This is a genomic window from Aquirufa sp. HETE-40SA (assembly GCF_054558635.1).
The window spans coordinates 351614-369376 of record NZ_JBPXKN010000003.1; the positions used below are offsets into that span (position 1 = coordinate 351614).

At 39.6% G+C, this 17763-nt stretch carries 16 protein-coding genes; 9 read left to right on the plus strand and 7 right to left on the minus strand.

The features are described from left to right. Positions 1–78 precede the first annotated feature (78 nt). Genes ACRZ9O_RS09590 through ACRZ9O_RS09615 form a run of 6 tightly spaced genes read left to right on the plus strand, consistent with a single transcriptional unit; the run spans position 79 to position 8038 of the window. Positions 79–852 carry a 3-keto-disaccharide hydrolase gene (locus tag ACRZ9O_RS09590; protein WP_459458626.1) on the plus strand — a complete coding sequence of 258 codons (774 nt, stop codon included), beginning with the start codon at positions 79–81 and terminating at the stop codon, positions 850–852. Positions 853–854: 2 nt separating this feature from the next. Next, entirely contained in the window at positions 855–3560 is a 2706-nt protein-coding gene (locus ACRZ9O_RS09595; RefSeq protein WP_459458628.1) for a c-type cytochrome, read from the plus strand. Positions 3561–3571: 11 nt separating this feature from the next. Continuing rightward, complete coding sequence (locus ACRZ9O_RS09600; protein WP_459458630.1) at positions 3572–4627, plus strand: aldose 1-epimerase family protein; 1056 nt, start codon at positions 3572–3574, stop codon at positions 4625–4627. Positions 4628–4631: 4 nt separating this feature from the next. After that, on the plus strand, positions 4632–5840 hold the full coding sequence (locus ACRZ9O_RS09605; protein ID WP_459458632.1) for a class I mannose-6-phosphate isomerase: 1209 nt from the start codon (positions 4632–4634) through the stop codon (positions 5838–5840). A 12-nt stretch (positions 5841–5852) separates the two neighbouring features. Beyond that, positions 5853–6878, plus strand: a complete 1026-nt coding sequence (locus ACRZ9O_RS09610; RefSeq protein WP_459458634.1) for a sugar phosphate isomerase/epimerase family protein — start codon at positions 5853–5855, stop codon at positions 6876–6878. Between the two features lie 11 nt (positions 6879–6889). Continuing rightward, entirely contained in the window at positions 6890–8038 is a 1149-nt protein-coding gene (locus ACRZ9O_RS09615; RefSeq protein WP_459458636.1) for a Gfo/Idh/MocA family protein, read from the plus strand. 122 nt (positions 8039–8160) lie between these two features. Here ACRZ9O_RS09615 and ACRZ9O_RS09620 read toward each other — a convergent pair whose 3' ends face one another. The 3 genes from ACRZ9O_RS09620 to ACRZ9O_RS09630 form a co-directional block, all read right to left on the minus strand. After that, entirely contained in the window at positions 8161–8796 is a 636-nt protein-coding gene (locus ACRZ9O_RS09620; protein ID WP_459458638.1) for a DUF1835 domain-containing protein, read from the minus strand. A gap of 71 nt (positions 8797–8867) precedes the next feature. Continuing rightward, positions 8868–9341, minus strand: a complete 474-nt coding sequence (locus ACRZ9O_RS09625) for a nuclear transport factor 2 family protein (protein ID WP_459458640.1) — start codon at positions 9339–9341, stop codon at positions 8868–8870. A 75-nt stretch (positions 9342–9416) separates the two neighbouring features. Next, positions 9417–10487, minus strand: coding sequence for a serine hydrolase domain-containing protein (locus tag ACRZ9O_RS09630; protein ID WP_459458642.1), 1071 nt, complete (start codon positions 10485–10487; stop codon positions 9417–9419). 168 nt (positions 10488–10655) lie between these two features. On the opposite strand from ACRZ9O_RS09630, the gene ACRZ9O_RS09635 reads away from it, so the two are divergent. After that, positions 10656–11228 carry a hypothetical protein gene (locus tag ACRZ9O_RS09635; RefSeq protein WP_459458644.1) on the plus strand — a complete coding sequence of 191 codons (573 nt, stop codon included), beginning with the start codon at positions 10656–10658 and terminating at the stop codon, positions 11226–11228. 22 nt (positions 11229–11250) lie between these two features. Here the strand turns inward: ACRZ9O_RS09635 and ACRZ9O_RS09640 are convergent, their stop codons facing one another. Further along, on the minus strand, positions 11251–11718 hold the full coding sequence (locus ACRZ9O_RS09640) for a GNAT family N-acetyltransferase (protein WP_459458646.1): 468 nt from the start codon (positions 11716–11718) through the stop codon (positions 11251–11253). A gap of 253 nt (positions 11719–11971) precedes the next feature. Between ACRZ9O_RS09640 and ACRZ9O_RS09645 the strand changes: the two genes are divergently transcribed. Together ACRZ9O_RS09645 and ACRZ9O_RS09650 are read left to right on the plus strand one after the other, a co-directional pair. Next, positions 11972–13279: a hypothetical protein gene (locus ACRZ9O_RS09645; RefSeq protein WP_459458648.1), complete on the plus strand. Its 1308-nt coding sequence runs from the start codon at positions 11972–11974 to the stop codon at positions 13277–13279. 291 nt (positions 13280–13570) lie between these two features. After that, positions 13571–14437: a VanZ family protein gene (locus ACRZ9O_RS09650; RefSeq protein WP_459458650.1), complete on the plus strand. Its 867-nt coding sequence runs from the start codon at positions 13571–13573 to the stop codon at positions 14435–14437. A gap of 236 nt (positions 14438–14673) precedes the next feature. On the opposite strand, the gene ACRZ9O_RS09655 is transcribed toward ACRZ9O_RS09650, so the two are convergent. From ACRZ9O_RS09655 to ACRZ9O_RS09665, 3 genes are all read right to left on the minus strand, one after another. Continuing rightward, entirely contained in the window at positions 14674–15543 is an 870-nt protein-coding gene (locus ACRZ9O_RS09655; RefSeq protein WP_459458652.1) for a carboxypeptidase-like regulatory domain-containing protein, read from the minus strand. A gap of 119 nt (positions 15544–15662) precedes the next feature. Beyond that, entirely contained in the window at positions 15663–17042 is a 1380-nt protein-coding gene (locus ACRZ9O_RS09660) for a serine hydrolase domain-containing protein (RefSeq protein WP_459458654.1), read from the minus strand. 224 nt (positions 17043–17266) lie between these two features. Further along, on the minus strand, positions 17267–17761 hold the full coding sequence (locus ACRZ9O_RS09665) for a hypothetical protein (RefSeq protein ID WP_459458656.1): 495 nt from the start codon (positions 17759–17761) through the stop codon (positions 17267–17269). Positions 17762–17763 lie beyond the last annotated feature (2 nt).

Sequence of the window (17763 nt, forward strand, 5' to 3'; positions counted from 1 at the left end):
AAAAAATCAAAAACAAAAAAGCCGATAAACCATTTTTCAAACTTTTTAAACTAATTTAAAATTCTAAACCTATTCAAAATGAAAACTTATTGCCATAGATGCATATGGCTGTTTGTGTCTTTACTGGCTATTCAAGCTCCCTGCTTTGGCCAGATCAAACAGCTAGAGAAGGGGTTTAAAGCCATTTTTAACGGAAAATCCTTGCAGGGATGGGAAGGGGATCCTACCTATTGGCGGGTGGAAGATGGTCGTATCATTGGCGAAATCACGCCTCAAACCTTATTAAAACGAAATACATTTTTGATTTATCGGGGCTCTCAACCGGCAGACTTTGAGCTAAAAGCTGAGTTTAAAATTTCAAAGGGAGGCAATACAGGGATTAATTACCGATCGGAGGAATTGCTGCCCGATTTGCCATTAGCACTAAAAGGATATCAAGCAGATATCGATGGGGATATTCGATATACTGGCCAAAACTACGAAGAAAGGGGTCGAACAACCTTGGCTTATCGAGGCGAAATTGTCTCTGTGAATGAACAAACAGACGCGGCGATGAAAACTAATCTGCGCGCATTTTCGAAAAATAACGCATGGTTACCCCGCACGGTAACCGGCTCTTTAGGCAACATAGATTCACTGAAAACTGCCATCAAATCCGAAGATTGGAATGAGGTTCACTTAGTCATCAAAGGCAATCGTCTGCAACATTTTGTGAACGGTGTTTTGATGAGTGACGTGACGGATTTAGATCAAGTAAATGGCAAGGCCTCTGGGTGGCTGGGTGTGCAAGTGCACGTAGGACCGCCTATGAAAGTAGAATTTAAAAATATTCGTATCAAAAACTTAAAATAACCATGAAATCAATCGGTAAGTATTTAATCGCGAGTGTCGTATTACTTAGTCTGGGGAGTTTAGGCTTCAACGGCTTATTTAAAATTGAGCCTGCTCACGTAGAGGGAACTGATCCAAAATTGGATAAAATACGTTTGCAGCCAGGGTTTAAAATCGAGCATTTAATTAGCCCGTCAGATGAGAACATGGGATCTTGGGTATCCATGACATTTGATGACAAGGGCAGAATGATTTGCTCAGATCAATATGGCGGATTGTATCGCTTAACGATTCCTGCGGCAGGAGCTGCAAGCGTGAAACCCCAAATTGAGAAATTAAAATTTGGCAAAGGCGTGGATACGTTAGGTATCGGAAATGCGCATGGTATGCTTTATGCATTCAACAGCTTGTATGTGATGGTTAATGCGCGTGCCACTAAACCCGGTGCCTCGGGTCGTGCCCCCGGTTCTAGCTTTACTCCTAGAGGTAGCGGTTTATATCGCGTGCAAGATTTAGATGGGGATGATCAATTTGACAAAATCACGTTGATGAAAGAATTTGTAGGCGAAGGCGAGCACGGTCCGCATAGCATTATTTTATCTCCAGATAAAAAATCGATTTATTTAATTTCTGGAAATCATACCGATGTCCCTCCAATGGACGCCTATCGCTTGCCTAAAAATTGGCAAGAAGATAATATTTTCCCGTTGATTAAAGATCCGCGTGGGCACGCAAATGATCGTTATGCCCCAGGTGGTTGGATTGCAAACATTGATCCAGAAGGAAAGAAATGGGAATTAGTTAGTGCGGGGTATCGGAACGCATTTGATATTGCCTTCAACGAAACAGGAGATTTATTCGTGTATGATGCAGATATGGAGTGGGATTTTGGCTTACCATGGTATCGTCCTACGCGCATTTGCCATGTAACGAGTGGTAGTGAGTATGGCTGGAGAACGGGTAACAGTAAATGGTCAACCACCTACCCCGATAACCTGCCTCCGGTGTTAAATATTGGCCAAGGGTCGCCCACGAGTTTATTGTCTTTGAAGGATGCGAAATTCCCGGCTAAATACAAGAAATCACTTTTGGCCTTCGACTGGACTTTTGGAATCGGACACTTAATAAAATTAAGGTCTTCAGGGTCTACGTTTTTAGCTGATCGGGAAGAGTTCTTTTCTGGTATTCCGTTGCCTTTAACGGACGGGGTTATTGGCCCAGATGGCAACTTATATTTCATGACGGGTGGTCGTCGCCTTGAATCTGATTTATATCGAGTGACCTATGTGGGTACGGAGGAAACGTCCACTAAAACACTCGTAGGTGCACCCAATCCGTTAAATGAATTACGCCGCAAAATTGAGCAATTCCATCAAGGTCCTAATCCTGCCGCTTTAGCCGTAGCTTGGCCGAATTTAAAACACCCAGATCGTTTTATTCGCTACGCGGCTCGTATGGCATTAGAGCACCAGCCTGTTGCGGAGTGGAAAGATAAAGCCTTGTCGGAAAAAGATCCGATTACTGCAACGCAAGCACTTATCGGTCTGATTCGCCAAAGCAAGCCCGAATTTAAATCAGGGATTTACGCCGCTTTATTAGCGATTGATAACAAAGCATTCACGGAAGCTCAAACGCTAGATGTATTGCGTGCCTATGAATTAGCGATGTTGCGTTTAGGTATGCCTGACGCATCGATGGCCTCTAAAATCATTGCAAAGTTTGATGCCAAATACCCCTCAAACCGCATGAATATGGACCGTGCGTTAAGTCGCTTACTCATTCCTTTAGAGGCGCCTAAAGTCATTGAGCGGACCTTAAAATTAATGGAGACGAAAGACACAGCGAGTGCAACGGCATACCGTGTGGAATCGGCCACTTCCTCGGCAGATTTGATTATGCGTAACCCGCAATACGGAACCGATATTGCTAAGATGCTAGAGAAAATTCCGCCGGCCCAACAAACCTATATGGCGACGATGTTATCCGCCGCTAAAAATAATTGGACTCCTGAATTACACGAACGTTATTTCAAGTGGTTTAAAAATTCATTCCAATTTTCTGGTGGACGTAGTTATGTCGGATTCATTGATCGGGCACGAAAATTAGCCTTGAAAAATGTCGCTGAAAGTAAGCGTGCTTACTTCGACAAATTAGGCGGTGCAGATATGTTATCCGCGAATGGGAATGATGTGAAGGATATCAATTACCCGAAAGGCCCTGGAAAGCAATGGAAGTTAGAGGAGGCAGTAGCTTTATTGGACGCTCCATTAGCAGATCGTGATTTCCAAAACGGAAAGTCGATGTATGCCGCGACCACCTGTATTCGTTGCCATGCTATTGGAAGTGAAGGCGGCGGAAACGTAGGTCCAGATCTTACGAATTTGGGCACTCGATTCTCGAAAAAAGATATGTTAGAGTCCATCATTAATCCAAACAAAACCGTTTCGGATCAATATGCCGCGACACAGTTTATGCTGCGCAATGGAACTTCGGTGATAGGCCGATTAACCAATCAGGATAAAATGGCCTATTACGTTTCTCAAAATCCATACGCCCCAGAACAGGTGGAAAAGATTTTGAAGAAAAATGTCATTTCAATGAAATACTCCCCCGTTTCAAGTATGCTGCCTGGTTTAATAAATAGCCTAAACGCAGAGGAATTAAAGGACTTAATGGCCTATTTAATGGCGGGTGGAAGTGAGAGTAATGCTGTATTTAAAAAGAAGTAAGCGCAACAAACATGTCACATTGGACCGGTAAAATATCGAATCACAGACAATTAGGAGGCATCGAAACATCCGTTTTAGATAATGGGGCGGGTCGGGGTGTTCGAATTGCTTGGATAGATACCGGAACAGGTTTCCGATATAAAGTGATCATTGACCGAGCGATGGACATTGCAGATGCGTTCTATAACCAACATAGCCTTGCTTGGATTAGCCATGTAGGAATTAAGGCCCCTCAGCCTATGTCGAATCACGGGATTGATTGGCTACGGACTTTTGGTGGCGGCCTGCTGGCTACCTGTGGACTTGATCATGTGGGTGGCCCAGAGAGTGATGAATCGGGGGACCGAGGAGTCCATGGTCAAATAGGAAATTTGCCTGCTGAAATCATCTCCATCATTCAGCCTGACTTACGCAGTGGCTCGCTGGATATGTCGATTACGGGGATTATTCGACAACATACCATTTTTGGGCCATGCCTAACGCTTAAGCGCACTATTTCGGGCAAGTTAGGCGAAGCGGCTTTACAAATCCATGACGAGGTAATGAACGAAGGGAACACCGCTGCGCCACTGATGCTTTTGTATCATTTTAATTTCGGGTGGCCGTTGGTGGATGAAGGCACGGACATTATCTGGAAAGGGACGCACCGCGTCGCTTCAAATCCCCAGTTATTGGGTGTAACGAATATAAAAAAATGCCCCGAGCCGCTTGAGCTTCATCAAGGAAACGGGGAATCTGTTATTTTCATTGATCCCGAGGCTGATGCAGAGCATAAAGTTCATTGCGGACTTTGGAACAAAGAAAGAGAACTAGGCCTACACATCACATTTGATAAACGCGAATTGCCTTGTTTGACCAACTGGCACCATTTTGCTGAACAGGAATATGTCACAGGAATTGAACCCGGCACGAACTCGCCTATTGGCCAAAAAGCCGCGCGGGAATCAAACACATTAACTAGGTTAGCCCCTGGGGAGAAAAAAGAGATAACGTTGACGCTGAATATTTTAGCGCCTAATTTACCTAAGTCGAAAAAAGATATAGATTTTTTACATTTAACAAAATGACGACATGAGCAATAATGCAGCTAAAGCGCTAGCGCAAGGAAAAGGAATTTTACGGCTTGCGCCTACTTGGGTACCAAGGTCTTTTTGTGTACCAGGGAGAAGAATTAAATTACATCCAGATGATTATTACGTCCTGGGTGGAGCCCGTGGTGGAATCGATGAACGTTGGTTATCGTCAACGACCCCTGCTAAAAATGGTCCATTGACCGGAGAAAATGAAGGCTTAAGTGCCGTTGTTTATTCCGAAGGAGGGAAAGAAGAGCAGCTGCTCCTGATTGATGTAATCGAAGAATTGAAGGGCGAAGTGATCGGTGATCGTTTGTGGAATGAATACAAATCTTGGCCAATGTATTCGAAGTTTTTTGATAACATGGGCCCCTTGCCTCACCACATTCACCACAATGATGAGCATGCCGCTAAAATAGGCCAATTAGGGAAGCCTGAGGCCTATTATTTTCCCCCGCAATTAAATAATCATGGAGGGGATTTCCCGTATACTTTCTTTGGCATTGCTCCAGGTACGACGAAGGAACAAATCAAAGAGTGTTTGATGAACTTTACGAAGGGGGATAACAAAATCACCATGTATTCTCAAGCGTTTCCATTGATTCCTGGGACGGGTTGGGATGTTCCTCCGGGGATGTTGCACGCGCCAGGCAGTATGTGTACGTATGAGCCACAAAAAGCATCCGATGTTTTTGCCATGTATCAGTCGCTGGTTAATGAGGCGGTCATTCCAGAAGAGTTATTGTGGAATGGTACTCCCAAAAAGGACATTGGGAATTATGATCAATTGATGGAGGTCATCGATTGGGAATTAAATACCAATCCTAATTTATTAGAAACGCGTTTTATGCAACCGATTCCCGTGCGGGATGAGGCTGAAATGGCGGCAGCAGGATACTCAGAAAAATGGGTCTGCTACCGATCTGACGCGTTCAGCGCGAAAGAATTAACGGTATTTCCTGGCCAAACGGTTACCATCACAGATGCTGCCGCTTATGGATTAATTATGATGCAAGGACATGGTAAAATGGGGGTTTGGAATATAGAGACGCCGGCCATGATTCGGTATGGACAATTGACCAACGATGAATTTTTTGTCACAGAAGCTGCCGCGAAATCCGGTGTTCAAATCACGAATTATTCTTCTACTGACCCGATTGTTATGTTGAAACATTTTGGTCCAGCAAACCCAGATTTAAAATTATAACCTATTTTTAACATGACTACTTATCCTAAATTACACAATGCTACTTGGCCCGGAATTGTAGGCAAAGGTCCCGATTCAGAGCCCGTTATTTCACTCGATAAAATGCTCGCCATGACAGCCGCTGCGGAAGTCAATGGCACGAAGTTTGATGGCGTTGATATTGGATTATTGCCTCCTCATTTCGACATTGAAAGTGGGAAAGATGGCGCCAAAGCTCTAGCCGATAAAGTGGCCGCTCATGGCTTAGAAATTGGGAGTTTAGTGGCTCCTATTTGGGCAGGGAATGCGATGGGGGATAAGGACGCGCGCGATACGTTTGTGGATATGGTTCGCAAAACTTGTGAAATAGGTGCGGAACTACGCAAATTAGGCATTCGTCCGAATGGCATCGTTCGTATTGATTCTGCTGCAGGAGTAGCGGATTGGGCGAAGGATCCTAAAGGCAATTCCAAATTGATTGTGGACACCTTCCAAAGAGCCTGTGACGTTGCCGCAGATTTCGGTGAGAGATTAGCTGCCGAAGGAGAGATTTGTTGGGGAGGCATGCACTCCTGGCGGAATATGATTCAGACCTTAGAGGCCGTAGACCGCCCTAACATCGGATTCCAAGCGGACATGTCCCATACCTTACTCTACACGATGGGATATAATTGCCCAGAGGACCGAATTTTACCCGTGGATTATAAGTGGGATGATCGCGAAGTATTAAAAGCGTCATTAAAAGAATTGACGGCTGCTCTTCGCCCATGGACAATTGATTTTCACGTGGCTCAAAATGATGGAACCGTGCATGGCACAGGAAGCCATGATAAGACGGGTCGCCACTGTCAAGCGACCGATCCTAATGGGAAGTTGAACATCGCTGAAGATGCGGGATTCTGGTTAAGAGATGCGGATGGACAATTAACAAAAGCGTTCAAGCATATTTGTTGGGACGGCTGTATGTTCAGCAATTCTGTAATGGAGCAACAACAAACCTGGAATGATATTTTAGCGGCCATGATCGACGTGCGTAAGGCACATGGTTGGTCATACTAAACCTATACCCTATGAAACAAATACGAATTGGATTAATTGGCACCGGATTTATGGGTAGAACCCATTCTAACGGGTATAACCGTATCCCTAATTTTTTCCCGGAGCTTACCTGCAAGCCCGTTTTACAAGCCGTTTGCTCGCGTAATGAGGCAAGCGTCAAAGCTTTTGCAGAACAATGGGGATACGCCTCTTATGAGACCGATTGGCGAAAACTAATTGCCCGCGATGACATCGATGCGGTGGATATTTGTACACCGAACGACACACATGCTGAAATCGCAATTGCCGCAGCTGCAGCCGGAAAAATGATTTTATGTGAGAAGCCCCTATCTCGCACTTTGGCGGAAGGAGAGCAAATGGTTGCTGCGATTGAGAAGGCTGGTGTGGCGAATACGGTTTGGTATAATTACCGTCGTTTACCTGCGGTTAGCTTAGCTAAGCAAATCATAGATTCAGGAAAACTGGGTCGGATATTTCATTACCGGGCTAATTTCCTTCAAGATTGGACCATTTCACCTGATTTACCACAGGGGGGTGCAGGAACTTGGCGATTGGATGTGGACGCAGCCGGTTCAGGGGTTACGGGTGATTTATTAGCACACTGTATTGACACGGCCATGTGGTTAAATGGCGGTATTACAGATGTGTCCGCAATGACGGAAACCTTTATCAAAGAACGCGTGCACGTTAGTTCGGGTGATGTGAAAAAAGTAGGCATTGATGATGCGTGTATTTTCCATTGCCACTTTGACAATGGTTCTTTAGGCCTTTTTGAATCTACGCGGTATGCGCGTGGCCACAAAGCCCTTTATACGTTTGAAATAAATGGCGAGCATGCTTCCTTGCGTTGGGATTTACATGATTTAAATCGCTTAGAAATGTTTGATCATGCGGATGATGATTTAACGCGGGGATGGAAATCCATCTTGGTTACAGATGGCAACCAGCCATACATGGACAAATGGTGGGTGCCTGGTTTAATTATTGGGTATGAACACAGTTTTGTTCATCAAGCGGCTGACTTTTTAAAAGCGGTAGGTGAAAATAAGCCTTGTGCCCCCACCTTTAGAGACGCATTACAGACACAACGGGTGTGCGAAGCCGTGATTGAATCGGCAAATACTAAGTCATGGAAAGATACACAGGTGCAATGGTCCTAAATTCGGGTTTACTCGTAGTTGAGGATGTTTCATAATTTTTCCAAAGCCCTGGTGATACCGGGATAGTTTAACAAAAAGAGGCCGATGATGGCCTCTTTTTGTTTTATAGGGTCAAAAGTGGATCAACTAGTAGTCGATAAACGCTTGATTTGGCCTTCTGTAAAACCCCAACTCGCTTTTGATTTTCTTGCTTGAGATAACGATAGATAATCCTTTAGATGTTTCTGTAGAAAAGGAATAAGTCGATGATGTTTTATGTTTGCGCTTTTCCCTAGCCTATTCCATAGGTGTAAAAGGTCTTTTAAATCTCTCGATTTAAGAGGGGTTTTTTGAGAGTAAGCAAGCATTAAATCGGATTTTGTATGATTCCCAAATCCCTGCCAAATACTAAATTTCTTTCCTCGCAAAGGGCGTATCAGAAATAATTTCAACGTCTTATTTTTAATCAGAAGCTGAAGGATGAACAGTAGATTCACGAAACAAAATAAATCATAATCAAACCACAAATACACTTCCGCACCATTGGGGATGCGTTGAATCTTTTCAAATTCTGTAACGGATTTTATATGATATTCCTCCGTAGGAATTGCATACGTTTTTTCCAAATAAGCCGCTCTAGCTTGAAATAATGCATTAATAGAATCGGCCTTGATAGGGCCCTCCACAAACATTTCACGAACAATTAAAGCATTTTCTGCTTGTAAACAATCTTGCAGAAAATCTCCATTTACTATATGCACCTTCACTTTAGTATTCATCTAATGATAGACAAATCTACTAAAAAGATGTAGCTAAAATTACTCCAATAGGACCTGATGGAGAAGAGGGCTTAATGATCATAACTAATTACTCTTGCTATTTTCCAGCTCCCATTATCGTTCTTCCAAATCATTAAGAATTTGAACGTGCCTATTTCCAGTTTACCATTTTCAATGTGTTTAAATTGGTGTTTACCAATTTCTATTGCGCCATACCCTTCTATGGGATGTACTTCTAGACTCTCTTTTAGTAGATTTCTTTTAAGATCATATTCTCTATTGAAAATAGATTGAAAGTTCGAAAACACTTTCTCAAAGCCGATTAAGCCTCCATTATCTTGATACCACTCTAGGTCTTGAGTAAAATAGGTCTTCATTAAATCCAAATTCTTTGAATTGTACGCTGCAAATAAGGCGCTATCCAAATGAGCTATTTTACTATAAAGATCGGATGGGGTACTTGCCACTTTTCTTTCGTTTTGGCTTTGAGCGAAAACACTCGTGCAAATTGTGAAAGCAAAGGCTAGTAGGGTTAGATTTTTCATGGGTAAATATACAAAAGATGATAGAGCCTAACTTGCTGATAGAAAACAAAAACCAATCATTTCTGATCGGCATGCTTACTTAATGACGGCATTTATTTTGCCCCATAGTTCGTTGTCAAAACCTGATATTGCAATATTTGAATTTGTAGGATCCGCTCCATCCCCCATTCTTATTACAACTATTTTTTTGCTGGGAATTACATAAATTCGTTGGTCATTTGCGCCCATTGCGGCATACATATCTGCTGGCGCATTTGGCACTAAAAAACCTGGATTAACTGTTTGCTCACCAGGAAGCGTAAAACTCTTTTTCCCATTTAACCACCATAGGTAACCGTAAGAAGGGTTGATGTTTTGCGAGGTAGAAATGCTTTCATTAAAAAATGTTTCATTGATAATCTGTTGGTTATTCCATTTACCATTGTTCAAAGCCAAAAGCCCAAATCTTGCCATGCTTCTTGTATTGCTTTGGTAAATGGTAAAAATTGTTCCAAAATTCCAAACGCCATCCATTCCTATTCTGTTCTTCAGTTTTTCGTTGAAATAGTTTTCAAACGATTTATTGCTTGCTTTGGCAACCACATCCATCAACTTTTGGAAAATATTACTGTAAGCCCATCTAGCACCTGCATCAGCAACATACGTCAAGTTCTGTTTAATCACATATTGTTTTGAAGCATCATTGCCTGCGGTCATTGTCAGCAAATTTCTTACTGATATTAAATTTTCTTTAGGCAATGGCATGCTTGTCCATTCTGTTCCTAAATAATCCGATACCTTATTGTTAATATTCAATAATCCCTCTTGCTGTGCAATTCCGGTTGTGGTGGCTACTAAGGTTTTGCCTGCACTATTCCATGCCCAAGTACTGCTGGCTGTATGTCCATTAAAATACTCTTCCATGACAATTCGTCCGTTTACGAGAATCATAAAGGATTTTGTATATTTTTGAATAAGAAAATCCTTCAAAGGTTGAACTCCGTTTTGATTCCATCCCAAACTTGAAATAGCCTTAGTTTCCCAATTTGTACTTGTATTGGAAGGGAAATACATAGAATCAGATGAAGCAGGCTCGACTATTTCATCCTTTTTACCACAGCTTGAAATAGATAATAAGATCAAAAGCAAAAAATTAAACGTCTTCATAATCGTTCTATTTATTAATTCCCCAGTAGACAATTCACCTCGACCTTATCGCTTAGGATTGTAAATTTACGAAAAATGAGATGTGGAAAATAGGTAACATTGCCGCCACAGAAATTATCTCTTTACAGAAAGTTATCTACCTTTGAGGGAAACTTTTAATAAATAGCCATGGCAGAAAATAAAAAAAGATACATTTTAGCCTCCCTCCTTATTTTGCTAACAGGGGTAATGTGTATATCCGTACAAGCACAGCAAAAAAATGGTACAAATCGCGCTAACTTTTCTGGCCAATGGCAAGCCAAGGAGGCCATCAGCATAGGCGGCAATATTTTTTGCTCCTATGACGCGAGCGATCGAATGGCTTCTAAAAGTATGAAAATCGTAGAGCGGGGGAATTTTTTAACGATAGAAAACCCGGCTTCAAACAACGCTTCTGTTAAAAGTCTGGAGAAGATGGTCTTCGATGGGAAAACAAGACAAATTAGTCATGACCAAGGTAACAGAAAGACCTTTAGTGTAAAATTGTCCAATGGTGGTCAAACCATGACCATTCGATCGATTGCCTATTTTATCACAGGCACTCCCTATAAGGTCAACAAGAAACAACAAGCTTATACCGATGTGACGGAGGTTTGGAACTTGAGCAATGATGGTAAATCTATTGCTGTTTTGGCCAAAGCAAAATCAAACATTTGGAAAGAAGAGCGTTCTTGGAAGACGGTATTCAATAAAATCAATTAAATTTCAAATTTGGCTAATTGCCTTATAAGACAAGCGCCATTTGAATATTGCAACGCTCATACGGTGTATGGCGTCCAAATACTTCAATAAATCCTAATTTTCGGTACAAGCTTATGGCAGGTGTTAAAATAGTATTACTCTCTAAATAAAGTGTTTTTGCGCCAATAGACCTTGCCTTGTCTTTTATGGCTTCCCCGATTAACCAACCAATCTTTTTGCCTTGTGCTTTGGGCGCTACTGCCATTTTTGCCAGCTCAAAGTCATATATAGGGTCGTCCATTTTAATTAATGCACAAACTCCAACTGGCTCTTTATTTAATAAAGCAACTAGAATATGCCCTCCATTTTGCAAAATATAACTATCCGCATTGTCTAGGGCCTTATAATCAGACGCCTCCATTTTAAAATAGGTAGAAATCCATTCAACATTTAAATCCCTAAATACGTCCTTATAAGCAGATTCGTAGTTAACTATTTCAATTGTATCCATGAATCAAAAATAAGAATTACTTTTTCGAGTTTATATATTTTTACCAAACGTTAGATTGTTTTTGCTCAGAAATCATATACCCCTTAGGCAAGGAATGGAAGCCTAACTAGCTGTTAGAAAACTAAAAAGCCGATCATGAATGATCGGGCTTGCTCCCTTAAAAACAAAAGAAGCAGCTTAAACTAGTATTTGTAAATACTATTATTTATTTAAATTTATACTAACTTAATGACTCACAATAAATTGAATTAGAATGCCTTTACTAATTTTATTTTCTTGGTTCTCCATTATTATAGGGTTGCTATTTTCCCCTAAGTTGGATATAACTCAAAAAGTAGACTCTACTCCAAAGTTTAAATTAATCCCTGCTCCTAAAATTACATTCAATTCGTTTGTGGATTGTAATATGGCAGAAGTTTGGATTGGCGATACATTTAGAATCTTCCCTGGCAAATATGGTGAAGACCCTTTGTGGGGTTATGCAAGAGATTTAAAGTATTCAGATGGAGAAAATGCAGAGGTTGTTTTTAAAAACCCTGCTAGCAAGTTCTTTAACCCTAGTATGCCTAGCAATGTCCCTACAGGACAAAAAGGCTTGCATGGAGCTGTTTGGTTTGAAACTGTTTACCAAGATTCTAAAGATAAAAGTGGTAAAACATTATATGGAATTTACCATAACGAAAATTATCCAAGCACCTTACCATACGATTCAGTTACCAAAGAGGGATATAGAAATGTACTTTGGCCACAAGGTTTGACTGGTCCAGAAAGCCCCGCAGCTGTTTGTAGAATTGGTGTGATGAAATCCATAGATGGAGGTAAAAGCTGGGATAACAGAGGCATATTTATTGAGGATTATGACCCAAGGATGATTAGAAAGCCATTTAATACGTCAAATACTTTTGCGGGTGGCGTAGGCGACCCGTCTGCTGTAGCGAGTGGCGACTATTTGTATTTGTTTTATGGAGAGTATGGTTATCCTGGCGTGTATGATGAAAAAACTTTTAACGTTCAAAAAGAGTGGAGTGGTCAATGTATAAGTATCGCACGTATCGCATTGAAAGACCTAGATAATCCGGTTGGTAAAGCAAAAAGATGGGATGGCAAATCGTTCTCTATCGCTTACGATAGTTATGGAGTTCCAGTTCGTTCTTTACAAATTCCAATCAATGAAGGTGGCGGTGGCGCTTCTTCACCAACAGGTGGATTTCATTGGGGGCCATCTGTTAGTTGGAATACTTATTTGAATTGCTGGGTAATGATGATGGGGAAAGTGGAGGGGAAATCATGGCAAGGTGATAAGATCTATATTTCATTTAATAAACATAAAGATTTGGGTACAGGAAACAATAGCCAAGATTGGTCAAAGCCTGAATTGGTATTTCAGAAACCAGGATATATTTTATGGTACCCTTCATTACAACCATTAAATGACCCCAATGATATCAAAGAAAAAAACACATCCGTTAAACTTGGGAAGCGCGCACGTTTTTTTGTAAAAAGAATTAAACCTGGGGATGATGAATATGCATCAGAGCATTACATTGAATTTGAAAAGTAAATGAACTACTTAGTTTCATCAATTCAAGTTTTGAGCCGTGGATTCAGAAAGTTAGCCAGGTTACATCTTTGGCGGTAATGAGTTTTATAATGCCCTATAAATATGATTTGGCCTCTTTAACTAAACTCAAAGATGCAACCAGACTAACCCACAGATAGACGTAGAAAAAGCCATCATCTCTGATGGCTTATCTATTTGCTCCCCTTACAGAGGAAAGAAGCACAACAATGAGATGATTGAGTATTTGACTGTTAAGAAATTGTTTATCTTTCACAGAAAATATGAAGTAGTATGAAAAAACACATATTTCCTCTTTTACTTTTAATTGGGTATCTGTTTATTTTAATTAAGGTATTGGTCTTCAAAGATGTAGCACTTATTAGAATTGGTGAATTAAGACTAAATTTTGGTGGAACACAGGAGGGGCCTCCTAACCTTATTCCATTCAAATCTATCCTTCCATATTTGCTTGGAGAAAAAGGGTTTTTAATCGCATTTATAAATTTATTAGGTAATATAGTGGCATTGGTTCCGATGGGATTTTTAGTGCCAAATATTTTTTCAAATTTCAACTGGAAACAAGTAGTTGTATTAGCCATTGCTTCGGGTTTAGTCGTTGAATCCACCCAATTTTTTTTAGAAATAGGAATTTTTGATATTGATGATGTAATCTTAAACGGATTAGGAGTAATCATCGGGTTTGGGATATTCAATCTTTACACAGGATTTTCAAAGCCTATTAAAAAAGTAGCAACCGGACTTAGTTTTACTATTCTGGTGACCCTTTTTTCCCTTTACGTGATTACATCTTATGAATTAATTCATCTGCCTTTTGGAATAGAACCTACTATAAATGAACAAATAAATACCCCCATCGGTGCTGTTAATAATAATTGCTGTGATTTATGTAATGGGACAGGAGGAACTGGTGTTATTACAGCTATTGGGAAAAACTATTTTACTTTAGAGCGAAGAGATGGTAAAAGAGAAATAATAAAACTTACTACACAAACTACCATTAAAAATTCGGCCGGCCCAGCAACCAATACAGATTTAAAAGTTGGAGATAGGGTTACCCTTGTTATAGATGATACTGAAACAGCATCACTTGTATTAATTTGTGGAATAATAAATAAACCCTCCGAATTATTAAAGTAACATCTAAAAAAACATCTACTGAACTCGAACCATTAAATCCAACATTTTAAGTCTTTAAACGATATTTCCATTTGAAAATCAGCATTCAATCCTTCAAACAACCCGAAATACAACAAAAAAGCCGATCATTTCTGATCGGCTTGCTCCCTTACTAGGTGGAATGTTGCAGCCGTTTTCCACATTAAAAAGCACAATTATTCCATTGTAGGTATACGAACCCAAAAAGGAAAGGTAGGCTAATCGCACTCCGACAAGAAGCCAAAGCTTATATCTTGTTTACTTGTTACCCAATTTGCCATAGATTTGGCACGATATATAAATGAGGAATTCGCAGAGAGAGAAGAATATAAACTAAAATATTTGCTGTCGGGTTTTGTTTTCTTGCTCTCAACCCATTGTATGGTGGCAGCAACAAGCCCCATATCTTTACTCAAATAAAGATTATAAGAACGCAGGTCTAGTCTATATAAGCCTACATAACCCTCTTTAATTTCAAAAATTACTTCTTTGGGCATGATTAATTCTGTTGGAATCCCATCGACTACTTTATACAAATTCAATCTAAATTTTAAACTGGAAAATTCATTTGAACTTATGTTCATCTGAAGCTCATTTAGAAAGCAGTCCCTTTTCACGGGAAGCAAAACTCCGGCTTCCTTACCTAATCTATCATCCACTTCTTTTTCATAAAATGTATAAAAATTAAAATGCATGAGTCCAAGGCCCTTACCATTTCTTCCCAAGAATTTCTTCACCATCTTCTTGGGCTTAATGCTTACTTCTTGTAATAATTTAGACTCGGGATTTAATGGAATATCGCCAACTGATTTAAGCAATTGAGATAGAGCATACTTAACCGTTTGGTATCCAATATGCGAAAAAATGATGGAATCGGACGCCGTACTATACTCCGAAAACCCTAGTACAAAGTTCCCATTTTCATCAGAAACTGTTCCAATATTTTTTTGAAAAACCCCTATGTTGACATAAGGAATTGCTTGCTTTGTTTCGGCATCAACTAGCCTACCTATTACTTTTTTTTCTTGGGCAATTAATGTATTTGAGACTCCTAGTAAGAATAAAAGCGCAGCTACATATTTGTGCATGACTTACAGATAAATTTAATTATTGAAGAACGATTTCGACGCTAAATTAGTATAAGAAAAAACTAAAAGTTGCAACCACTTTCATTGCTTGGGCTAGCGACTATCAAGAAATTAAAGGGTTAATCTTTCCTTGCCTCGTGTTTGTGTTCTTGGGTCCAAAATAGTCCTGTTACTTTTCCATTTGACAAAATAAACTCGATTGTTGTGGGTATCCGAATGACATCAGGCAAGAAGAAAAGTGTATCCGTTTGGCCCAATAAAGCCATATTTAGCCCTGATTTGTTAGATAGGTCCGCATAGAGTCTCCCTTCCTTTTTATAAACTTGAATACTTTGTTGGGGATTTTCTAGAAATGTATAATTCCCGATATAGGAGTCCAATTGTTCCTCCGCTATTTTTATATCCTTGTATCTTGGAGGAATCCCATTTCCTGAAGCAATTTGAGAAATACCAGCAAACAATTCCATAAAATTATCCTGTTCACTATTGCAAAGTAAAGTAATGTATAAATCCTTTTCAGGATAAAATATTTCCACAGCCCTGAAGCCATCAATTGCTCCCCCGTGACCTATTGATTTGACATTATTCTCATTCTTAATAAAAAATCCATATCCATATTCACTCAATTTCCCGTCTGCAAGTATGAAGGGAGAAGTGGCTTTTTGCCAAGTCTCATTTTTCAATAATTCCCCATTTTTTAATGCCTGATGCCATCGATACAAATCCTTCACATTGGAAAGCAATGCTCCGGCACTATAAACTGTTGACATACTAATAAACCCAGCATTTTTATATTCTCCCGAAACAGCAGTATATCCACTTACTCGATTTTTAATTACCTCATCTGGGTTATCATAGGAAGTTGAAATTAGCCCAATTCGAGAAAAAACTTGCTCTTGTAAATAGGTTTGATACTTCTGCCCAGAAACTTCCTCAATAATTTTACCCAATAAGAAATAGTTAGAATTGCAGTATTGGTATTTCGAACCCGGAACAAAGTCAAGAGGTAGTTTATCTAAACTGTCGATTAGTGTTTCTGGTGAAAAATCAACTCGAATTGCATTCGGAACTTTTGCATCTATTCCTTCATAGGGTTTAATTCCTGACGTATGGGTCAATAAGTTTTCAATGGTAATTTTTTTCCCTTTGGAATGGTAATTTTTGACAAATTTTTGAACACTATCATTCAACGCAATTTTGTGTTGTTCTACTAATTGAAGGATTGCTACTGCTGTAAACTGCTTGGTAATTGAACCTATTCTAAACACCGATTCAGGAATAACAGGAACGTCTAATTCTAGATTTGCTTTGCCAAAACCTTTCTGATAAACTATATTTCCATTTTTTGAAACAAGAACAGCACATCCAGGCGAATACTCGCTATAATTTTCTGAAATATAGCCATCCAGTAGTTTTATTATCCCCTTTTCCTGTTTTGTTTGGCCAAAAACAAATGAAGAAATAACGAGATTAAATAGAAGTGCGCCAATAACTTTCATTTGGCCTATGTGTTTCAAGTTATAACTATTTAGTGCTTCAAATATAAAGAACAACATTTGAAAAAGATGCAACTAGCCTAACTCACTAATAGACAAAGAACAAGCCATCATTTCTGATGGCTTGTCCAGTTAAGCTCCCCTTACAGACGAAAGATGCAACTATAATGCGATGATTGAGTATGTGACAATTTGGAAATTGAAGGGTTGAACTTCTTGAAATTATTTCAATTTTCAATTATGGTCTTTAAATAGGCCAGATAGACTTCTCCTCTTCGTTCTGCAAAGAAATCTAAAAGTAAGACTACGCTTGATTGAATAAAGAGTCCTAATCCAATGCCATTTAATAATAAATTTTGCCTAAAACCATACATATGGATAATGCCAACTATAATCAAAGTGATTTCAGTATACCTAAAAATTTCAAAATTTCTCATTACACTTTCCATCCTTGGAATCTCTTCTTTTTGTATCATTTCATTTTTTTCAGAAAAGTAGGTCTCGACCCTTATAATATCCTTTGGACTTCGATATATCAGAGTTACCCCCACAACTATTTCTAAAAAAGAAACTAAAAGAAATGGAATGGCAACTCCTTTTAGAAAAGATGTTTTGAGAATAAAATAGAAGAATATTGCTATGACAAATCCTAAAATTCCCAAACCTAAAAACAAAAAACTCTCTAACCTTTCACCGGTAAAATATTTTACTATTGGATTCATAA

Coding starts and splice junctions, on each gene's coding strand:
- ACRZ9O_RS09615 (WP_459458636.1), top strand. CDS start 6,890: ATGAAACAAATACGAATTGGATTAATTGGCACCGGATTTATGGGTAGA.
- ACRZ9O_RS09665 (WP_459458656.1), bottom strand. CDS start 17,761: ATGAATCCAATAGTAAAATATTTTACCGGTGAAAGGTTAGAGAGTTTT.
- ACRZ9O_RS09620 (WP_459458638.1), bottom strand. CDS start 8,796: ATGAATACTAAAGTGAAGGTGCATATAGTAAATGGAGATTTTCTGCAA.
- ACRZ9O_RS09600 (WP_459458630.1), top strand. CDS start 3,572: ATGTCACATTGGACCGGTAAAATATCGAATCACAGACAATTAGGAGGC.
- ACRZ9O_RS09605 (WP_459458632.1), top strand. CDS start 4,632: ATGAGCAATAATGCAGCTAAAGCGCTAGCGCAAGGAAAAGGAATTTTA.
- ACRZ9O_RS09660 (WP_459458654.1), bottom strand. CDS start 17,042: ATGAAAGTTATTGGCGCACTTCTATTTAATCTCGTTATTTCTTCATTT.
- ACRZ9O_RS09590 (WP_459458626.1), top strand. CDS start 79: ATGAAAACTTATTGCCATAGATGCATATGGCTGTTTGTGTCTTTACTG.
- ACRZ9O_RS09625 (WP_459458640.1), bottom strand. CDS start 9,341: ATGAAAAATCTAACCCTACTAGCCTTTGCTTTCACAATTTGCACGAGT.
- ACRZ9O_RS09645 (WP_459458648.1), top strand. CDS start 11,972: ATGCCTTTACTAATTTTATTTTCTTGGTTCTCCATTATTATAGGGTTG.
- ACRZ9O_RS09640 (WP_459458646.1), bottom strand. CDS start 11,718: ATGGATACAATTGAAATAGTTAACTACGAATCTGCTTATAAGGACGTA.
- ACRZ9O_RS09595 (WP_459458628.1), top strand. CDS start 855: ATGAAATCAATCGGTAAGTATTTAATCGCGAGTGTCGTATTACTTAGT.
- ACRZ9O_RS09635 (WP_459458644.1), top strand. CDS start 10,656: ATGGCAGAAAATAAAAAAAGATACATTTTAGCCTCCCTCCTTATTTTG.
- ACRZ9O_RS09655 (WP_459458652.1), bottom strand. CDS start 15,543: ATGCACAAATATGTAGCTGCGCTTTTATTCTTACTAGGAGTCTCAAAT.
- ACRZ9O_RS09650 (WP_459458650.1), top strand. CDS start 13,571: ATGAAAAAACACATATTTCCTCTTTTACTTTTAATTGGGTATCTGTTT.
- ACRZ9O_RS09630 (WP_459458642.1), bottom strand. CDS start 10,487: ATGAAGACGTTTAATTTTTTGCTTTTGATCTTATTATCTATTTCAAGC.
- ACRZ9O_RS09610 (WP_459458634.1), top strand. CDS start 5,853: ATGACTACTTATCCTAAATTACACAATGCTACTTGGCCCGGAATTGTA.